This window comes from Lederbergia citrea, from assembly GCF_018343525.1.
Taxonomy (GTDB): domain Bacteria; phylum Bacillota; class Bacilli; order Bacillales; family Bacillaceae_C; genus Lederbergia; species Lederbergia citrea.
The window spans coordinates 133,376-148,577 of sequence record NZ_JAGYPH010000001.1; the positions used below are offsets into that span (position 1 = coordinate 133,376).

Sequence of the window (15,202 nt, forward strand, 5' to 3'; positions counted from 1 at the left end):
AATTTTTTTCTGTTTAGCTTCCGCTTTTCTTATAAAAATGTTCTCTTAACTTTTTCCCAAAACGAGTTATTTTTTAGTTTCACTGTTTTAATCCGTTTATCGGACAGTTGGATTTCGACCTTTTCGACATGCTGAACGCTAAGTGCCTCGTTATCCATTCCCATTGTCGGATAGTCGTTCCCATCTGGGACTACTTTTAAAACAAGTTTTCTGCCCTCGCTTAGTATGAACGGCGAGCCGAGCGTCCGGTAGCGGTTGTTATTCAGTGAAGCCATCTCGGTCACTTGCAAGCACGGAAGCAACGGATCTACGACTGCTCCTTTGATCGACTTATTATAGGCAGTACTGCCGGTCGGAGTTGCAATCACCATTCCGTCTCCTCTAAATGTTTCAAAATGAAGTCCATCAATAAAAACATCCATGACTAATGTTTTTATAATTCCGGAACGAATCGTAAATTCATTTAAACAGTGAAAAGATCCTTCTTCATCGATATCCACTTTAATAATTGGATATCTTCTTACTTCGATTTGTTCCATCGTCATCGCATCAATCATTTCATGCAAATCATCTATGTGAAAGTCGCAATAAAGACCCCGCATGCTATCATCAGCAATTCCTGCATAAAGGCAATCTTGGCGAAAGCCCGTTTTTCGAACTGCTTGAAGGAACATGCCATCGCCGCCAATGCTTACAATGATATTAGCATCTTTATCATCCTTTACGATCGTAAACCCATATCTTTCTGCCATTTCATGCAGGGCATCAATCTTTTCGGCACTTGCTGGGTGGTTTTTATGAAAAAAGTAAATGTTTTTTCTCTGGTTCATACTATGTCCTCCTCGGAATCAATCCTGAAATTTGCTACAATGATGTGTATGTTCTCAGTTTATCATGAGTTTGAAACTTTTTAAAAGAATGTACGTATTAATGGACAGAGAACATCCAAAAAGGAGGAATTTACATGAATGGGAAGCGGTGGGCAGCCCTGGGGATTGCAGCTGGAGTTTTCATTGCATCCACCATGATTAACATGGCGAGCGCCTTTATCTTTACCGATTTTTCAAAAGGTTTTAGTGAAAATTTTGCTACAGCGAAATCTTTTAATGAAGAAGTTATTGAAAAAGGGAATGCTGCGAAAAAAATTGCTGTACTTGAAGTAGACGGAGTGATTCAAGATACGGGCGAAGCAGCTTCTATTTTTTCCACTGGAGGCTATTTACATAAGGACTTTATGAAAAAATTGAACCATGTAAAAGACGATAAAACGGTCAAAGCAATCGTCTTACGGGTGAATTCACCAGGTGGCGGCACAAATGAGTCTGCAGAAATTCACCATAAACTTGAAGAAATTAAAAAAGAAACGAAAAAACCCGTTTATGTTTCGATGGGAAGCATGGCGGCATCCGGGGGCTATTATATTTCGGCGCCTGCGGATAAAATTTTCGCAAGTCCGGAAACATTAACAGGTTCTTTAGGCGTGATCATGCAAGGTGTAAATATAAGCGAACTTGCAGATAAATATGGCGTTGACTTTATGACTATTAAAAGCGGTCCATATAAAGACATCATGAGTTCTTATCGGGAAATGACCGCAGAGGAAGAGGAAATCCTCCATTCAATGCTTGATAACTCATACAATGAGTTTGTGAGAATCATAGCGGAAGGACGTGGGATGTCTGAGGCAGAAGTACGAAAACTGGCGGACGGTAGAGTTTATGATGGCAGGCAGGCCAAAGAAGTAGGGTTAATTGATGATTTTGGATATCAGGAAGACGTCATTAAACAATTAAAAAAAGATCATAAATTAGCAGGTGCAGAGGTTGTCCGGTATGCCTCCAATTCGGGGATTGGATCACTATTCGGTGTTGCAGCGCAAAAGATCGGCGGCAAGCAGGCGGAAATGACAGGGATTGTAAACCTTCTGTCCAAGCCGAACTCTCCTAGGTTAATGTATCTTTATTCTGAATAACAGGGGGTGGAATCATGACAGAAGAGCAAAAATTAGATAATAATCGAGTTAATGACGGCCATAGGACAGATATTGAGGAAAATGAGAAAAATCCTCAGCCTTTAGTGGCTTCTTTTTCGCCACCTCCACAGTTTGCAGGATTCTGGATGCGGTTTTGGGCATACCTGCTCGACTGCGTTGTTCTATTTAGCATTAATGGTATTTTGGTGAAACCCATTTTTCGCGGCTTTGATATTTCGCTATCAAAAGCAGGGGTAATTTCACCATATGGGGTCGCTGCAGGAATCATTTTCTATTTGTATTTTATTTTACTAACTAAATATTTCGGTCAAACGCTTGGCAAAATGGTGTTTGGACTAAAGGTGATCCCACTTAAAGCAGATGATCTCTCATGGGGAACAATTGTTTTTAGGGAAGGGATAGGCCGTTATATATCGGCGACATTTAATTTTTTGTATATGATTATTGCCTTCACACCAAAAAAACAAGGTTTGCATGATTTGTTTGCAGACACATCAGTTATTCATGAACAAAAATCAACACATGAACCCGCTTATACATAAGCGGGTTTATTTTTTTTGTAAAGGGAAATAATGGGGGGATGGGGGGATCATATGGCTCTTTCCATTTTAATAATGGTTATTTTATTTTTTGTGACGCTATTTATCGGTTTATTATTTATGAAAATTAAGATTGAGATTATTGTAAAAGTCAGTCCCGCGAATAGCAGGATGACCATTCGCGGTAGAACATTGTTTGGCTTGGTCCGTGTGAAAAAAGAGTTTTCTATAGAAAAGATCATATCCGATACCGAGAATCTTGAAGAAAAGCCAAGTAGAGAAAAGTTTTCTCTCCATGATCTGAATGATGCATGGGAAGAAATAAAAAGGAAATATGAAGAAACAAAGCCTTTTCGCAAGATCATATTTTCTTTTTTACGGAAAATACATATTCGCAAATTTGAATGGAATACGGTTATTGGTATGGGAGATGCGGCAGCCTCCGCAATCGCAGCAGGTGCAGTCTGGTCGATAAAAGGTGCTGTGCTTGCTCTTCTTAGAAGTAATCTCCTTTTCAAGAAAAGCCCATCTATTACTGTCATCCCTCATTTTCAGCAACTTACTGGCGAAATGAGCTTACGATGTATGGCTACTCTGAGAGCAGGAAATGCTATGAAAGCTGGATACAAATTGTATAAAGAATGGAAAAGATGGAAGAAGGATACGGTTCCGCTTTTACTAGAGACGGAGCAAACGGCAGACAGGAGGATTATTGATGGCTGAACATCCAATTAAAGGCTTAATGACAACAGCAATGGAAAATTTAAAAGAGATGATTGATGTCAATACAATCGTAGGCGATCCGGTTGAGACTCCAGATGGAGGAGTCATCTTAACGGTTTCTAAAGTAGGGTTTGGATTTGCTATGGGTGGGAGCGAATTTAGCTCAGGAAGTGGCGGTTCCTCAGGAAACGATTCGGGTGAGGAGAGTTCGGGACTACCGTTTGGGGGTGGAAGCGGCGGAGGTGTATCGATCACGCCTATCGCATTCCTTGTCGTGAACAAACATGGGGTCAACATGCTTCACTTGGAACAAAATACCCATCTATTTGAAAAAATGCTTGATTTGGCACCTACAGCATTTGAGAAGATTCAATCCATGACAAGCAACAGCCAGAGCAATGGAAGCAATAACCGGCAGAAAGAAAATAAAAAACAGTCATTAAAGGAAAAGGAAGATCTTGACTTTGATATATAAGCTCAAATAAAAACTCGCTAAAGGTTGCGAGTTTTTATTTTTTCACGCTATTTTGTCTTAATTACTTGCATCATTGGTAAAAATCGACAATGATATAAGTATACTTACATAAGGAGGAATGGATTTATGGCACAAGTTACGTTTAAAGGAAACCCGATTACTCTAGTAGGAAGCGAAGTGAAAGTAGGAGACAAAGCACCTGACTTTACGGTACTTGCAAATGATTTATCTGAAGTTAAGCTTAGTGATTTCGCAGGGACAGTCCGAATTATCAGTGTTGTTCCATCAGTTGATACCGGGGTTTGTGCAGCACAGACAAAACGCTTCAACGAAGAGGTTGCAAATCTTGAAAACGTGCAGGTCCTTACCATTTCGGCCGATTTACCATTTGCACAGGCTCGCTGGGCACAGGAAAATGGTTTAAATAATGCTAAAATTTTCTCCGATCACCGCGACCTTTCATTTGGTGAAGCATTCGGTACAGTCATCCAAGAACTTCGCTTGCTGGCACGCAGCGTATTTGTCATTGATAGCAACGATCAAGTCGTTTATGCAGAGTATGTCAGTGAGGGCACAAACCATCCTGAGTATGATTCGGCACTAGTAGCAGCAAAACAAGCAAAATAGGTAATGTTTTTTATCGCTCCGGACAAAAATCCGGGGCTTTTTGTTTATAAATAGACCTATCACGACTACATTCGCGCTTATTTCTTGTTTGAAGGCTGAACGAAAGTTAAAATAGAAATATAGATGTTGGATGGGAGGTCAAACTGTGAAGGTAACTCCAATGGAAATATTATTTACTTTATTTGATGACACAGCGAATATTTTACAAGAAGAATTGGCGTGTACATATTTGGAGGCGCTCGCCGAAACTGGTGAAAACCTTTTTCATAATAATATTTTGCAAGATGATTTGAGTGAAGTAACGAAAAAAAGATTACGAAAAAAATATGCGGAAATTTCGTTGCCTTCATTTTCCGATGAAGATATTCGAAAAGCGTATCAATTGGCCATACTAAAAGGGATGAAGGGACATGCCCAACCAAATCACCAAATGACGCCAGATACGATTGGATACATTATCAGCTATTTTACAGGAAAGTTTCTCGGAGCTCGAACAGATTTATCCATTTTGGACCCTGCGGTAGGCACTGGAAATTTATTATCAACAATCATCAATAGGCATGTCAATGCAATGAATATTCGTGCTTTCGGTGTTGATGTTGATGACTTATTGATTAAACTAGCTTATGTAGGAGCAAATCTCCAAAAACAACAAACTGAATTCTTTCATCAAGATGCACTGGAGCCGCTTTTTATTGATCCCGTTGATTTGGTGGTCAGTGATTTACCCATTGGATATTATCCGAACGATGTTCAGGCAGCTGAGTATGAGCTGAACAGGACGAATGGTCATGCATATGCTCACCATTTGTTAATCGAGCAAAGTGTCAATCATACACGACCAGGTGGATATTTATTTTTTCTCATACCAAATAATCTGTTCGAATCGGAAGAAGCTCCGAAACTGCATAACTTTTTGAAAAAAACGGTCCATATCCAAGGAGTTTTGCAGTTACCACTTTCGCTTTTTAAAGATACGGATGCAGGAAAAAGCATACTTATTCTTCAAAAGAAAAAAACAGGTGTTGTCCCACCAAGAGAGGTGCTACTCGCAACCTTGCCTAAGCTTTCAAATAAGGAATCGCTTGACAAATTAATGATAGGAATGGAAAAGTGGTTTAAGGAAAATAAGTAGAGTACAACTAAGAATAGAAAGGTGATTAGATTGGCCAAAATTTTTGCAGTAAATGCGGGGAGCTCTTCATTAAAGTTCCAGCTTTTTAATATGCCAGAAGAAGAAGTTATCACAAAAGGGATGATAGAGCGGATTGGATTAAGAGACTCTGTCTTCAGTATGACGGTTGATGGGAAAAAACATAATGAAATTACCGATATTCCAAATCATGAAACAGCTGTTTCAATGCTGCTTGAGCGTTTAACCTCACTTGGAGTCATTGAATCGTTAGACGAGATTGAAGGCGTAGGACATCGTGTTGTACATGGAGGGGAAATTTTTAACGAGTCTGTCTTAATAACAGATGAAGTGATGGAAAAAATCGAAGTTCTTTCAGATCTCGCACCACTCCATAATCCAGCAAACGTTACAGGAATAAAGGAATTTCTAAAGGCATTGCCAGGGGTTCCTGAAGTGGCCGTTTTTGATACGGCATTTCATCAGACGATGCCGGAAAGTTCATTTTTATACAGTCTTCCATATGATTATTATAAAAATTATGGCATCCGTAAATATGGTTTCCACGGCACTTCCCATAAATATGTATCTCAACGGGCGGCACAATTATTAGAGCGTCCACTATCCCAATTGAGACTGATTTCCTGCCACCTCGGAAATGGAGCTAGTATCGCTGCTATTAAAGGCGGAAAATCAATCGATACGTCAATGGGCTTTACACCACTAGCCGGGGTGACGATGGGGACAAGGTCAGGAAATATCGATCCGGCTCTTATTCCGTTTTTGATGGAAAAGACTGGGAAAAATGCAGACGAAGTGCTGGATGTATTGAACAAAGAATCCGGTATGCTCGGTGTATCAGGATTCTCTAGTGATTTGCGTGATATTGAACTTGAAGCTACTGGAGGCAACGAGCGTGCGGAGTTAGCGCTAGATATTTTTGCAGATAGGATCCATAAATATCTCGGGTCGTATGCAGCGCGCATGTCAGGTCTAGACGCGATTATTTTTACCGCTGGAATTGGAGAAAACAGCAATACCATTCGAGCTAAAGTATTGAAAGGACTTCAGTTCATGGGTGTTTATTGGGATCCTGATTTGAATGAAATACGTGGTAAAGAAACATTTCTTAACTACCCGCATTCTCCTGTTAAAGTATTAGTTATTCCTACGAATGAAGAAATTATGATTGCTCGGGATGTTGTCGCGCTTTCTACAGAAGGCTGATTCTGTTTATCACAAATTTCTATAAAGAGGTGTTTTCAATTGAACTTAACCAAAAGGGAAGAAGTACTTTGGGAAGAACTTCAGGACTGGCGCCAATCTTTACTTGAATATGAAGCAACTGATTTGGAGAATTCCTATGATAAATGGGTGGATAAAACATTTGCGCTTCTCCCGGAATCATTACAGATCCAATTTTTTGAAAAACTGGACGGTTGGCTTTTTCATTTGAACTCACTTCTTCGGGGAACGCAGCTTCAGAATGAAGCCAGTGATAGAATTTTAAATGCGGCAAAGGCAATGAATCCAAATATTGATTCATTTGCGGATATGAGAGAAATGCCGATCAGCCAATTAACTTATTTAGCGGAACAACAAGCAGCAAGGCACAGGCTTTATTCTTTATTCCAAGGAGGAATGGCGGGCTCTGGCCGGGCGCTTTTAGTCAGCAGTGATTTTATCGCAATGCTTGTAATTAATATGCGTGCAGTCCAGCTTACAGCCATGTCTTTCGGATATGATGTCCAATCACCTTCAGGTTTGCTTGAAACGTTGAAAGTTTTTAACGCGGCCATAATGCCGGAGCGGATGAAAATGTTTGGTTGGGAAGATTTGATGGAAGACCTGCAAAAAGCGGATGAACAATTTTATTTTGATATCCACGAACGGATTACCGATCAGACATGGGTGGATGAACCGCTAAAGCAATTGTTGAAAATCAGCCTGATCGTGATGTTTTCAAAGAAAACTATTTCCGGTATTCCACTAATTTCTCTTGCAATTGGGGCTGGAGTAAACTATCAGACGACAAGGAAAGTAACTGATTTTGCATTGAAATTTTATCAATATAAACATTTGCTCGATAAAAACGGAGACTTGGTATGAGTGTAGAAGAGCATAAAAGTGAAGCACCTGTAACAATCGGTTGCGCTGTTATCACCGTTAGCGATACGAGAACAGATGCTACAGATAAAAGCGGGAAACTGCTAAAAGAATTGCTTATCGAAAATGGCCATAATATACCCTTTTACAAAATCGTGAAGGATGACCCAGCTTCAATAAAAGCGACGGTTGAAGAAGCAATCTCGACAAAGGAAGTTAGCACCATATTAATGACAGGTGGAACAGGGATAGCCAAACGTGATGTTACAATCGAAACGGTTTCTACCTTATTTGAAAAAGAAATTGTCGGCTTTGGTGAACTGTTCAGGATGCTTAGTTACTTAGAAGATATTGGGTCAGCAGCGATGATGTCACGGGCCTCAGCTGGTATTTATCGAAACAAAGCGATTTTTATCATGCCGGGTTCATCCGGAGCTGTCAAATTGGCGATGGAAAAGCTTATATTGAAAGAAATGGGACATGTGGTAAGGGAACTAAATAAATAATAAGGACAGGCTCATTTGAGCCTGTCCTTATTAGCCTTTTTTCATATTATTCAACTTTTTCATCATCTACCGTTCTTACTACAAGTACGTCACAACTAGCGGAACGGGTAATTTGTTCCGAGACACTTCCTATCAATAGGCGTTCAACTGCATTTAAGCCGGTTGCACCGCAAATAATCAAGTCTGCATTGATTGTTTTCGCTGTCTGCTTCGGAATGACTACTTTAGGTGAACCATATTCTACAATTGTGTCCAAGGTTGGAATACCATAAGCTTCAGCTTCTAGTTTATATTCATTTAATAATTCTTCAGCATACTTTTCAGCTCTTTGTGCCATTGTTCCATTATAGGAATCGATGGCAACAAACGATCTTGTGTCGATGACATGGATTAACGTCAGCTTTGCATCATTACGTTTAGCGATTTGGACTGCTTTTTTAAAGGCACATTCTGCAGATTTTGAACCATCCACTGCCACTAGTATATTGTGGTAACCGAGTGACATTTCAAACCGCCTCCTTTTTCTTTATTTTAACATTGTTTTTAAAGTATATCTGGTTTTAAGTTACGAATAATAGGAAAAAGATTAAGGAGTGATGTGACCATTATGAAAAAACGCAGGCACGAAGAACAGTTTCAATATGACGAACAAGGTCAAAACGAGACGGTCGCCCAAATTATGGATGTATATGCTAGTGGAGTAATGGATCAACCTGATGGACAATTACATTTATACGAACAAAGTCTTTCAGATGAGGAATAACCGTGTCATGCGCTTAGGGCGCATGGCACTTTAAATTTTATAATCAGAATTTTATTCCTATACTGGTTAAAAATAGCTGTCTTCATTTCTTCATAATGTTATGATAAATAGGAGGAATCAGCGAACAGGAGGACATAGTAATGCGGATCGGAATACCTAAAGAAATTAAAAATAACGAAAATCGAGTTGCAATGACCCCTGCGGGAGTTGTCACACTCACAGTAGCCGGGCACGAAGTTCATATTGAAACCGGAGCTGGACTCGGTTCGGGATTCACTGATGAAGATTATAAGCAAGCCGGCGCAAAGATAGTCAACTCTGCCGAAGAGGCATGGGCGCTAGAAATGGTCATGAAAGTCAAGGAGCCTCTCCAAGAAGAATATCACTTTTTTCATGAAGAACTAATTTTATTTACCTACTTACATTTAGCTGCTGAAGAAGAATTGACAGAGGCACTAATCGCCAAAAAGGTAACGGGGATAGCGTATGAGACAGTTCAATCTGAAAACCATACTCTTCCTCTATTAACGCCGATGAGTGAGGTTGCAGGGCGGATGTCAGCCCAAATCGGTGCTCAATTCCTAGAAAAGATTCATGGTGGACAAGGAATTCTTTTATCGGGAGTTCCAGGTGTACAACGAGGAAAAGTTACGATTATTGGTGGAGGGGTAGCCGGTACAAATGCTGCAAAAATGGCTATCGGTCTTGGTGCTGATGTAACTATATTGGATTCCAATCCTGATCGGTTGAGGCAGCTGGATGATCTTTTTGGGCATGATGTTTCCACTTTAATGTCTAATCCTTACAATATTGCTGAAGCTGTAAAAGAATCCGACCTATTGATTGGGGCCGTATTAATTCCAGGAGCAAAAGCACCAAAGCTTGTTACAGCCGACATGATTAAAACAATGAAACCTGGTTCGGTCGTCATCGACATCGCTATCGATCAAGGTGGTATTTTCGAGACGAGTGATCGTATCACTACTCATAGTAACCCGACATACGAAAAATATGGCGTCGTCCATTATGCTGTGGCGAATATGCCAGGGGCTGTTCCACGGACCTCTACAATTGCTCTAACAAACGTAACAGTTCCTTATGCATTGCAAATTGCAAACAAAGGTTATAAACAAGCATGCCTCGATAATGAATCCTTGTTAAAAGGAATCAACACTTTAAATGGGCACGTCACATATAAAGCCGTCGCTGAAGCACTGCAATACACATATCATGATGCACGGAAATTATTGGAATAAAAAAAGATGGACCGCCAAAATAGGCGGTTCATCTTTTTATATTATTTGATTATTTGAAGTGTCTTTGGATATTTCGTAAGTACTTCTACGCCGTCGTCTGTGACAAGAACATCGTCTTCGATTCGAACTCCGGCCACTCCTGGAACATAAATTCCAGGTTCAATGGTAAATACCATACCAGGCTTTATAGCAAGTTCATTTGTGGCAGTCATCGATGGATATTCGTGCACGTCAATGCCAAGCCCGTGCCCAAGACGATGCGGAAAATAATCGCCATATCCAGCATCACCAATGATGTTCCTAGCCAACAAATCTAAATCTTTTGCGAGTACTCCGGGCTTCACAGCGTTTACTGCTGCTTCCTCCGCTTTTAGAACTGTTTCATAAATTTCCTTTTGCTTGGCGGACACATCACCAAAGGCAACGGTTCTTGTAATGTCTGAACAATATCCTTCATAAATGACGCCGAGGTCAAAAAGAACGAGATCGCCTTTTTTTATTTTTGTCTGTCCAGGTGTGCCGTGTGGAGAGGCAGCATTAGCTCCTGTAAGTACCATCGTATCGAAGGACATTCCAGAAACGCCTTTTTTCTTTACTTCATATTCAATTGCCGCAATGATATCCACTTCTGATTTACCTTCAGCTATTTCATTTACACCTGTTTGAACAGCAAAATCAGCTAGCTCACACGCGGTACGTAATAAAGCAATTTCCTTGCTGTCTTTTATCATTCTAAGCTCATGGAGAATGGCTTCGGCGCTGTGGAAAGCAGCTCCTTCAAAGCGGGAAAGCAATTCTTCATATCTTTCCACATTCAAATGCTCTTTTTCCACTGCCCAGCGGTGAATTTTTCCAAGGCGCGCTTTTACACGCTCCTCAACCATGGCCCATGGGGAATCAGTATCGCTGTACCCAATGATCTCATTGCTCCAGCCAGAGTTTTTAGCATCGTTTACTTCCATTCCAGGGCAAATCAAAAATGGTTCTGCTTCCTGAAAAACTGCGAGACCGAGCAAACGTTCATGTGGATCGCTACGAAAGCCAGTTAAATAAAAAACATTATCAGGCGAAGTGATGAAAGCAGCATCGATATCTTCACTCTTCAGCCATGCCGTTAATTTCATAAGCCTATTATTCAAATCAATCATCTCCCGAGAACTAAAAATTTTATTCGACAAAATTCGGGGAGTGACAGGCACCACCCGAATTTAGAGTATCAGTTTTTGGGGTGTAAGAAAAGGATTAGCAGGGAAAACAGGTAATGCCGCGAAGTATAGTATGATGGAGAGGCTATCATTATAAAGGAGTGCTGCTAGATGAAAGTATCTTATCATGGTCATTCAGTTGTTAAAATAGTAACGAAAGGTAAGACGATTTTAATTGATCCATTCATTACAGGGAATGAATTGACGGATTTAAAGGCGGAAAATGAAAATCCAGACATAATTATTTTAACCCATGGGCATGGAGATCATGTCGGAGACACTGAAGCGATTGCCAAACGATGCAATTCGCTAGTTATTGCGCCAAATGAACTGGCAACTTATTTGAGTTGGCAAGGTTTAAATACCCATCCGATGCATATCGGAGGTGCGTATGAATTCGACTTTGGAAGGGTGAAATTTACTCCCGCATTCCACGGGTCGGCCATCATTACAGATAAAAAGGAAATAATTTATATGGGAATGCCAGCCGGTGTGCTCTTTATGGCAGAAGGAAAAACGATTTATCATGCTGGGGACACCGCATTGTTTTCTGACATGAAACTGATTGGAGAACGTCACCCTATTGATCTTGCATTCTTACCAATCGGCGATAATTTTACAATGGGGCCGGAAGATGCGGCATTAGCGGCCAAATTTACAAACGCCAAAATGGTTGTGCCAATTCATTTTGATACATTTCCACCAATCAAACAGGATCCGCAATCTTTTATCGATTTGCTTGAGGACGAAATAAACGGAAAAATTATGAAGCCAGGTGACTTGGTCGAACTATAACTGAAATTCCTTGCATACAATATCAAAAAGTATGCAAGGAGGATTTCTATGAACAATCGCTTTTTACTTTGTTTACTACTATGCGCTGCCATGCTGTATTTTGCTGTTCCGAAACTATCTCCTTTAGCTTCGGGACCTAAAGGGATATTTGCAATTTCATGGCTGGTATTTGCCTTTATTGTGGCAGCGGGAAATTTATCGGCTCTTTTATATTCCCCTAAAAAAAACCGAAACATCAAAAGGACTACCCACGACACAAAACGCATGAGAGCTCGCTGACCGTTGCCTAAAATTGATGACTGCAGCTTTTCCCGATATAATATTTATACATTGAACGGTAGAAGAAAAGGGTGAAAAGCTTGGCAACTAAGCATGAACAAATAATCCGCCACATTGACGGGCTTCCTGTCGGCGAGAAAATATCTGTACGACAAATCGCAAAAGCGCTTAAAGTAAGTGAAGGTACAGCATATAGAGCTATTAAGGATGCAGAAAATAAAGGCTATGTCAGTACAATTGAACGCGTCGGCACAATTCGGATTGAACGGAAGAAAAAAGAAAATATTGAGAAACTGACATTTGCTGAAATCGTAAATATTATTGATGGACAAGTGCTCGGTGGTAAAGACGGACTCCATAAGACGCTTACTAAATTTGTCATTGGTGCGATGAAAATCGATGCGATGATGAGATATACGGGAGCGGGCAATTTGTTAATTGTAGGGAACCGGACGGAAGTCCATAAACATGCGCTAAAAGCCGGAGCGGCTGTTTTAATTACGGGTGGATTTGATACAGATGAAGATGTAAAACAGCTTGCGGATGAATTAGAGCTACCCATATTATCGACGAGCTACGATACATTTACAGTGGCGACGATGATCAATCGTGCAATCTATGATCAGTTGATTAAAAAAGAAATCATTCTCGTGGAAGATATTTTGACGCCCTCGGACGAGGCTGCAAGCATGACAACTAAGGAAACTGTCGCTGATTGGTATGAAAAAAAGAAATCAACGAATCATAGTCGATTTCCTGTGGTTGATGCCAATAATAAGGTGCATGGGATGGTAACAGGTAAAGACGTGATTGGCCAAGAAGCAAGCTTATCCATTGATAAGGTCATGACGAAGAACCCTCTCACTGTTGGACGGAAAACGAGTGTTGCCTCTGTTGCCCACATGATGATTTGGGAAGGAATTGAAGTATTGCCTGTTGTAAATGACCAGCAGCGGTTTGAAGGAATTATTAGCAGGCAGGATGTTCTAAAGGCATTGCAAATCATTCAGCGCCAGCCCCAAGTAGGAGAGACGCTCGACGATATTGTCTCAAAACAGTTATCTTCATGGCAACAGCCAGGGGATCCAGCCTTTATGTTTGAAGTCACGCCACAAATGACAAATCGACTCGGCACCATTTCTTATGGAGTGTTTACAACGATTGTGGCAGAGGCGGCCAATCGAATGTTTAGGCAACAAAAAAAGGGAGAACTTGCTGTGGAAAGTATGACAGTGTATTTTCTAAAACCAGCGCAAATGGATAGTGTGCTGCTTATTCAGCCGAAAATTTTGGAGGCTGGACGGAAATTCGGAAAAGTAGATGTTGAAGTATTCAACGGCGGCGATCTAATTGGTAAGGCGCTCATGATGTGTCGATTAATTGAAAAATGAAGAAAAAAGACCGCTCCTATATAGGAGCGGCACGCTCTGAATTATTGTTTTGCTGCTTCTTCAGCTTCTTCAGCTTCTCTGATTGCATATGGGACATGATGACGATAGGATTTAAAGCCAACCCAAGCACTAAAGCCACCGAGTAATATAAAGATGGCCGCTACGATATAAGTAGTGGTTGTATCGTAAAGAAACAGCTGATTAACCCCGAATAAGGCAACGAAAATACCAAGTGCCAAACTAGATTTGCCATTCAGCATTTTTTTCTCCATTGGCATTCGACTACGAACGTATTTAATTTTATAAAATACATAAAAAGATAATGATAAGACAATAAAGAAAACCAAAAATGGCATGATGTGATATCCCCCGCTTCAATAAATTAAATGCTCTTTTCAAATCTTATTGTAACGTATAATTAAAAGATTACTACTTCAGACAAATGAAAAATAATCGAACAATAGAAGGAGTAAGTCATGAAACAACAAATATTAGAGGCCATAGAACGATTCAATACTATTATTATACACCGCCATGTGAGGCCGGACCCCGATGCATTTGGATCTCAAGTCGGACTTGCAGAGATTGTGAAAGCATCTTTTCCTGATAAAAAAGTATATGTTGTCGGAAAACGGGACCCGGGCCTTGATTTTTTGCGAGTGCCAGATATTATTCCAGATGATGTATATGAAGGCGCCCTTGTCATCGTTTGTGATACAGCTAATCAAGAGCGGATTTGTGATAGTCGATATACATTGGGTGAAATGCTAATCAAGATTGACCACCATCCTAATGAGGACCCGTATGGGAATCTTTTGTGGGTAGATACAACTGCATCTTCTACCAGTGAAATGATTTATGAGTTGTATCTCTTTGGGAAAGATCAAGCATTAAAGATGACTGATGAAGCGGCTCGATTGATTTTTGCCGGGATTGTGGGCGACACAGGCCGCTTCCTCTTCCCAAGTACATCACAGCGTACTTTCCAATATGCGGGAGAACTGATAGGCTATGATTTTGACCGCTCTGAGCTATTTAATCAATTATACGAGCTTGATCCTAATGTGATTAAGCTTCAAGGGTATGTGTTGGAACATTTTATAATTAATGAGGATGGTGCAGCATCTATAGAATTAAGAAAAGAAACGCTCGAAGCCTGTGGAGTAATCCCTTCAGAGGCATCGCTGCTCGTTGGTTCACTTGGAAATATTAAAGGGATTAAAGCATGGTGCTTTTTCATCGAAGAAGATGATCAGATTCGTGTTCGCTTGCGTTCTAAAGGACCTGTCATCAATACGATTGCGATGAAATATAATGGAGGCGGCCATCCACTTGCAGCCGGTGCATCAGTCTATACGTGGGAAGAGGCTGAAATGGTGAAAAAAGACATTATTGAAGTATGTAAATAAAAT

Annotated in this window: 19 protein-coding genes; 15 read left to right on the plus strand and 4 right to left on the minus strand. The window is 40.4% G+C overall.

From position 1 onward, the window contains the following. Window positions 1–29: 29 nt before the first annotated feature. Window positions 30–830 carry an NAD kinase gene (locus KHA88_RS00685; RefSeq protein WP_213097667.1) on the minus strand — a complete coding sequence of 267 codons (801 nt, stop codon included), beginning with the start codon at window positions 828–830 and terminating at the stop codon, window positions 30–32. A gap of 134 nt (window positions 831–964) precedes the next feature. Here KHA88_RS00685 and sppA point away from each other — a divergent pair, with 134 nt between their 5' ends. The 9 genes from sppA (at window position 965) to KHA88_RS00730 (ending at window position 8,101) form a co-directional block, all read left to right on the plus strand. Next, window positions 965–1,972, plus strand: a complete 1,008-nt coding sequence (gene sppA / locus KHA88_RS00690) for a signal peptide peptidase SppA (protein WP_213106706.1) — start codon at window positions 965–967, stop codon at window positions 1,970–1,972. Between the two features lie 14 nt (window positions 1,973–1,986). Next, entirely contained in the window at window positions 1,987–2,535 is a 549-nt protein-coding gene (locus KHA88_RS00695; protein ID WP_213097665.1) for an RDD family protein, read from the plus strand. A gap of 51 nt (window positions 2,536–2,586) precedes the next feature. Further along, window positions 2,587–3,255, plus strand: a complete 669-nt coding sequence (locus KHA88_RS00700; protein ID WP_213121276.1) for a DUF2953 domain-containing protein — start codon at window positions 2,587–2,589, stop codon at window positions 3,253–3,255. Beyond that, window positions 3,248–3,730 carry a GerW family sporulation protein gene (gene ytfJ, locus KHA88_RS00705; RefSeq protein WP_213106708.1) on the plus strand — a complete coding sequence of 161 codons (483 nt, stop codon included), beginning with the start codon at window positions 3,248–3,250 and terminating at the stop codon, window positions 3,728–3,730. Before KHA88_RS00700 ends, ytfJ begins: the two co-directional genes overlap by 8 nt. A 126-nt stretch (window positions 3,731–3,856) precedes the next feature. Beyond that, window positions 3,857–4,357: a thiol peroxidase gene (gene tpx / locus KHA88_RS00710; protein WP_213097662.1), complete on the plus strand. Its 501-nt coding sequence runs from the start codon at window positions 3,857–3,859 to the stop codon at window positions 4,355–4,357. Between the two features lie 145 nt (window positions 4,358–4,502). After that, window positions 4,503–5,492: a class I SAM-dependent methyltransferase gene (locus KHA88_RS00715; protein ID WP_213106709.1), complete on the plus strand. Its 990-nt coding sequence runs from the start codon at window positions 4,503–4,505 to the stop codon at window positions 5,490–5,492. 30 nt (window positions 5,493–5,522) lie between these two features. Continuing rightward, window positions 5,523–6,716, plus strand: coding sequence for an acetate kinase (locus KHA88_RS00720; RefSeq protein ID WP_213106710.1), 1,194 nt, complete (start codon window positions 5,523–5,525; stop codon window positions 6,714–6,716). Between the two features lie 39 nt (window positions 6,717–6,755). Continuing rightward, on the plus strand, window positions 6,756–7,598 hold the full coding sequence (locus tag KHA88_RS00725) for an EcsC family protein (RefSeq protein ID WP_213106711.1): 843 nt from the start codon (window positions 6,756–6,758) through the stop codon (window positions 7,596–7,598). Beyond that, window positions 7,595–8,101, plus strand: a complete 507-nt coding sequence (locus KHA88_RS00730) for a MogA/MoaB family molybdenum cofactor biosynthesis protein (protein WP_213106712.1) — start codon at window positions 7,595–7,597, stop codon at window positions 8,099–8,101. The genes KHA88_RS00725 and KHA88_RS00730 overlap by 4 nt, the downstream gene beginning before the upstream one ends. A 46-nt stretch (window positions 8,102–8,147) precedes the next feature. Here the strand turns inward: KHA88_RS00730 and KHA88_RS00735 are convergent, their stop codons facing one another. Beyond that, window positions 8,148–8,606, minus strand: coding sequence for a universal stress protein (locus KHA88_RS00735; protein WP_213097657.1), 459 nt, complete (start codon window positions 8,604–8,606; stop codon window positions 8,148–8,150). Between the two features lie 102 nt (window positions 8,607–8,708). Here KHA88_RS00735 and KHA88_RS00740 point away from each other — a divergent pair, with 102 nt between their 5' ends. Together KHA88_RS00740 and ald are read left to right on the plus strand one after the other, a co-directional pair. After that, a complete protein-coding gene (locus KHA88_RS00740) occupies window positions 8,709–8,864 on the plus strand; it encodes a hypothetical protein (protein ID WP_213097656.1) in 156 nt (51 codons plus the stop codon). Window positions 8,865–9,004: 140 nt separating this feature from the next. After that, entirely contained in the window at window positions 9,005–10,120 is a 1,116-nt protein-coding gene (gene ald / locus KHA88_RS00745; protein WP_213106713.1) for an alanine dehydrogenase, read from the plus strand. A gap of 41 nt (window positions 10,121–10,161) precedes the next feature. Here the strand turns inward: ald and KHA88_RS00750 are convergent, their stop codons facing one another. After that, window positions 10,162–11,259 carry a M24 family metallopeptidase gene (locus KHA88_RS00750; protein ID WP_213121277.1) on the minus strand — a complete coding sequence of 366 codons (1,098 nt, stop codon included), beginning with the start codon at window positions 11,257–11,259 and terminating at the stop codon, window positions 10,162–10,164. A 177-nt stretch (window positions 11,260–11,436) separates the two neighbouring features. On the opposite strand from KHA88_RS00750, the gene KHA88_RS00755 reads away from it, so the two are divergent. From KHA88_RS00755 to KHA88_RS00765, 3 genes are all read left to right on the plus strand, one after another. Next, entirely contained in the window at window positions 11,437–12,120 is a 684-nt protein-coding gene (locus KHA88_RS00755) for a metal-dependent hydrolase (RefSeq protein WP_213121278.1), read from the plus strand. A 48-nt stretch (window positions 12,121–12,168) separates the two neighbouring features. Next, entirely contained in the window at window positions 12,169–12,399 is a 231-nt protein-coding gene (locus KHA88_RS00760) for a hypothetical protein (protein WP_213097652.1), read from the plus strand. An 80-nt stretch (window positions 12,400–12,479) separates the two neighbouring features. After that, window positions 12,480–13,790: a CBS domain-containing protein gene (locus KHA88_RS00765; RefSeq protein WP_213097651.1), complete on the plus strand. Its 1,311-nt coding sequence runs from the start codon at window positions 12,480–12,482 to the stop codon at window positions 13,788–13,790. A gap of 41 nt (window positions 13,791–13,831) precedes the next feature. Here KHA88_RS00765 and KHA88_RS00770 read toward each other — a convergent pair whose 3' ends face one another. After that, the gene (locus KHA88_RS00770; RefSeq protein ID WP_213106716.1) at window positions 13,832–14,146 is read right to left on the minus strand and encodes a YtpI family protein; all 315 of its coding nucleotides are present in this window, start codon (window positions 14,144–14,146) and stop codon (window positions 13,832–13,834) included. A gap of 120 nt (window positions 14,147–14,266) precedes the next feature. Between KHA88_RS00770 and KHA88_RS00775 the strand changes: the two genes are divergently transcribed. Then, window positions 14,267–15,199, plus strand: a complete 933-nt coding sequence (locus tag KHA88_RS00775; RefSeq protein WP_213097649.1) for a DHH family phosphoesterase — start codon at window positions 14,267–14,269, stop codon at window positions 15,197–15,199. The last annotated feature ends 3 nt before the right edge of the window (window positions 15,200–15,202 follow it).

Excerpts from the sequence above, each read along its gene's own strand:
- KHA88_RS00685 (WP_213097667.1), bottom strand. The coding sequence starts at position 830 with ATGAACCAGAGAAAAAACATTTACTTTTTTCATAAAAACCACCCAGCA.
- sppA (WP_213106706.1), top strand. The coding sequence starts at position 965 with ATGAATGGGAAGCGGTGGGCAGCCCTGGGGATTGCAGCTGGAGTTTTC.
- KHA88_RS00695 (WP_213097665.1), top strand. The coding sequence starts at position 1,987 with ATGACAGAAGAGCAAAAATTAGATAATAATCGAGTTAATGACGGCCAT.
- KHA88_RS00700 (WP_213121276.1), top strand. The coding sequence starts at position 2,587 with ATGGCTCTTTCCATTTTAATAATGGTTATTTTATTTTTTGTGACGCTA.
- ytfJ (WP_213106708.1), top strand. The coding sequence starts at position 3,248 with ATGGCTGAACATCCAATTAAAGGCTTAATGACAACAGCAATGGAAAAT.
- tpx (WP_213097662.1), top strand. The coding sequence starts at position 3,857 with ATGGCACAAGTTACGTTTAAAGGAAACCCGATTACTCTAGTAGGAAGC.
- KHA88_RS00730 (WP_213106712.1), top strand. The coding sequence starts at position 7,595 with ATGAGTGTAGAAGAGCATAAAAGTGAAGCACCTGTAACAATCGGTTGC.
- KHA88_RS00735 (WP_213097657.1), bottom strand. The coding sequence starts at position 8,606 with ATGTCACTCGGTTACCACAATATACTAGTGGCAGTGGATGGTTCAAAA.
- KHA88_RS00740 (WP_213097656.1), top strand. The coding sequence starts at position 8,709 with ATGAAAAAACGCAGGCACGAAGAACAGTTTCAATATGACGAACAAGGT.
- ald (WP_213106713.1), top strand. The coding sequence starts at position 9,005 with ATGCGGATCGGAATACCTAAAGAAATTAAAAATAACGAAAATCGAGTT.
- KHA88_RS00755 (WP_213121278.1), top strand. The coding sequence starts at position 11,437 with ATGAAAGTATCTTATCATGGTCATTCAGTTGTTAAAATAGTAACGAAA.
- KHA88_RS00760 (WP_213097652.1), top strand. The coding sequence starts at position 12,169 with ATGAACAATCGCTTTTTACTTTGTTTACTACTATGCGCTGCCATGCTG.
- KHA88_RS00770 (WP_213106716.1), bottom strand. The coding sequence starts at position 14,146 with ATGCCATTTTTGGTTTTCTTTATTGTCTTATCATTATCTTTTTATGTA.
- KHA88_RS00775 (WP_213097649.1), top strand. The coding sequence starts at position 14,267 with ATGAAACAACAAATATTAGAGGCCATAGAACGATTCAATACTATTATT.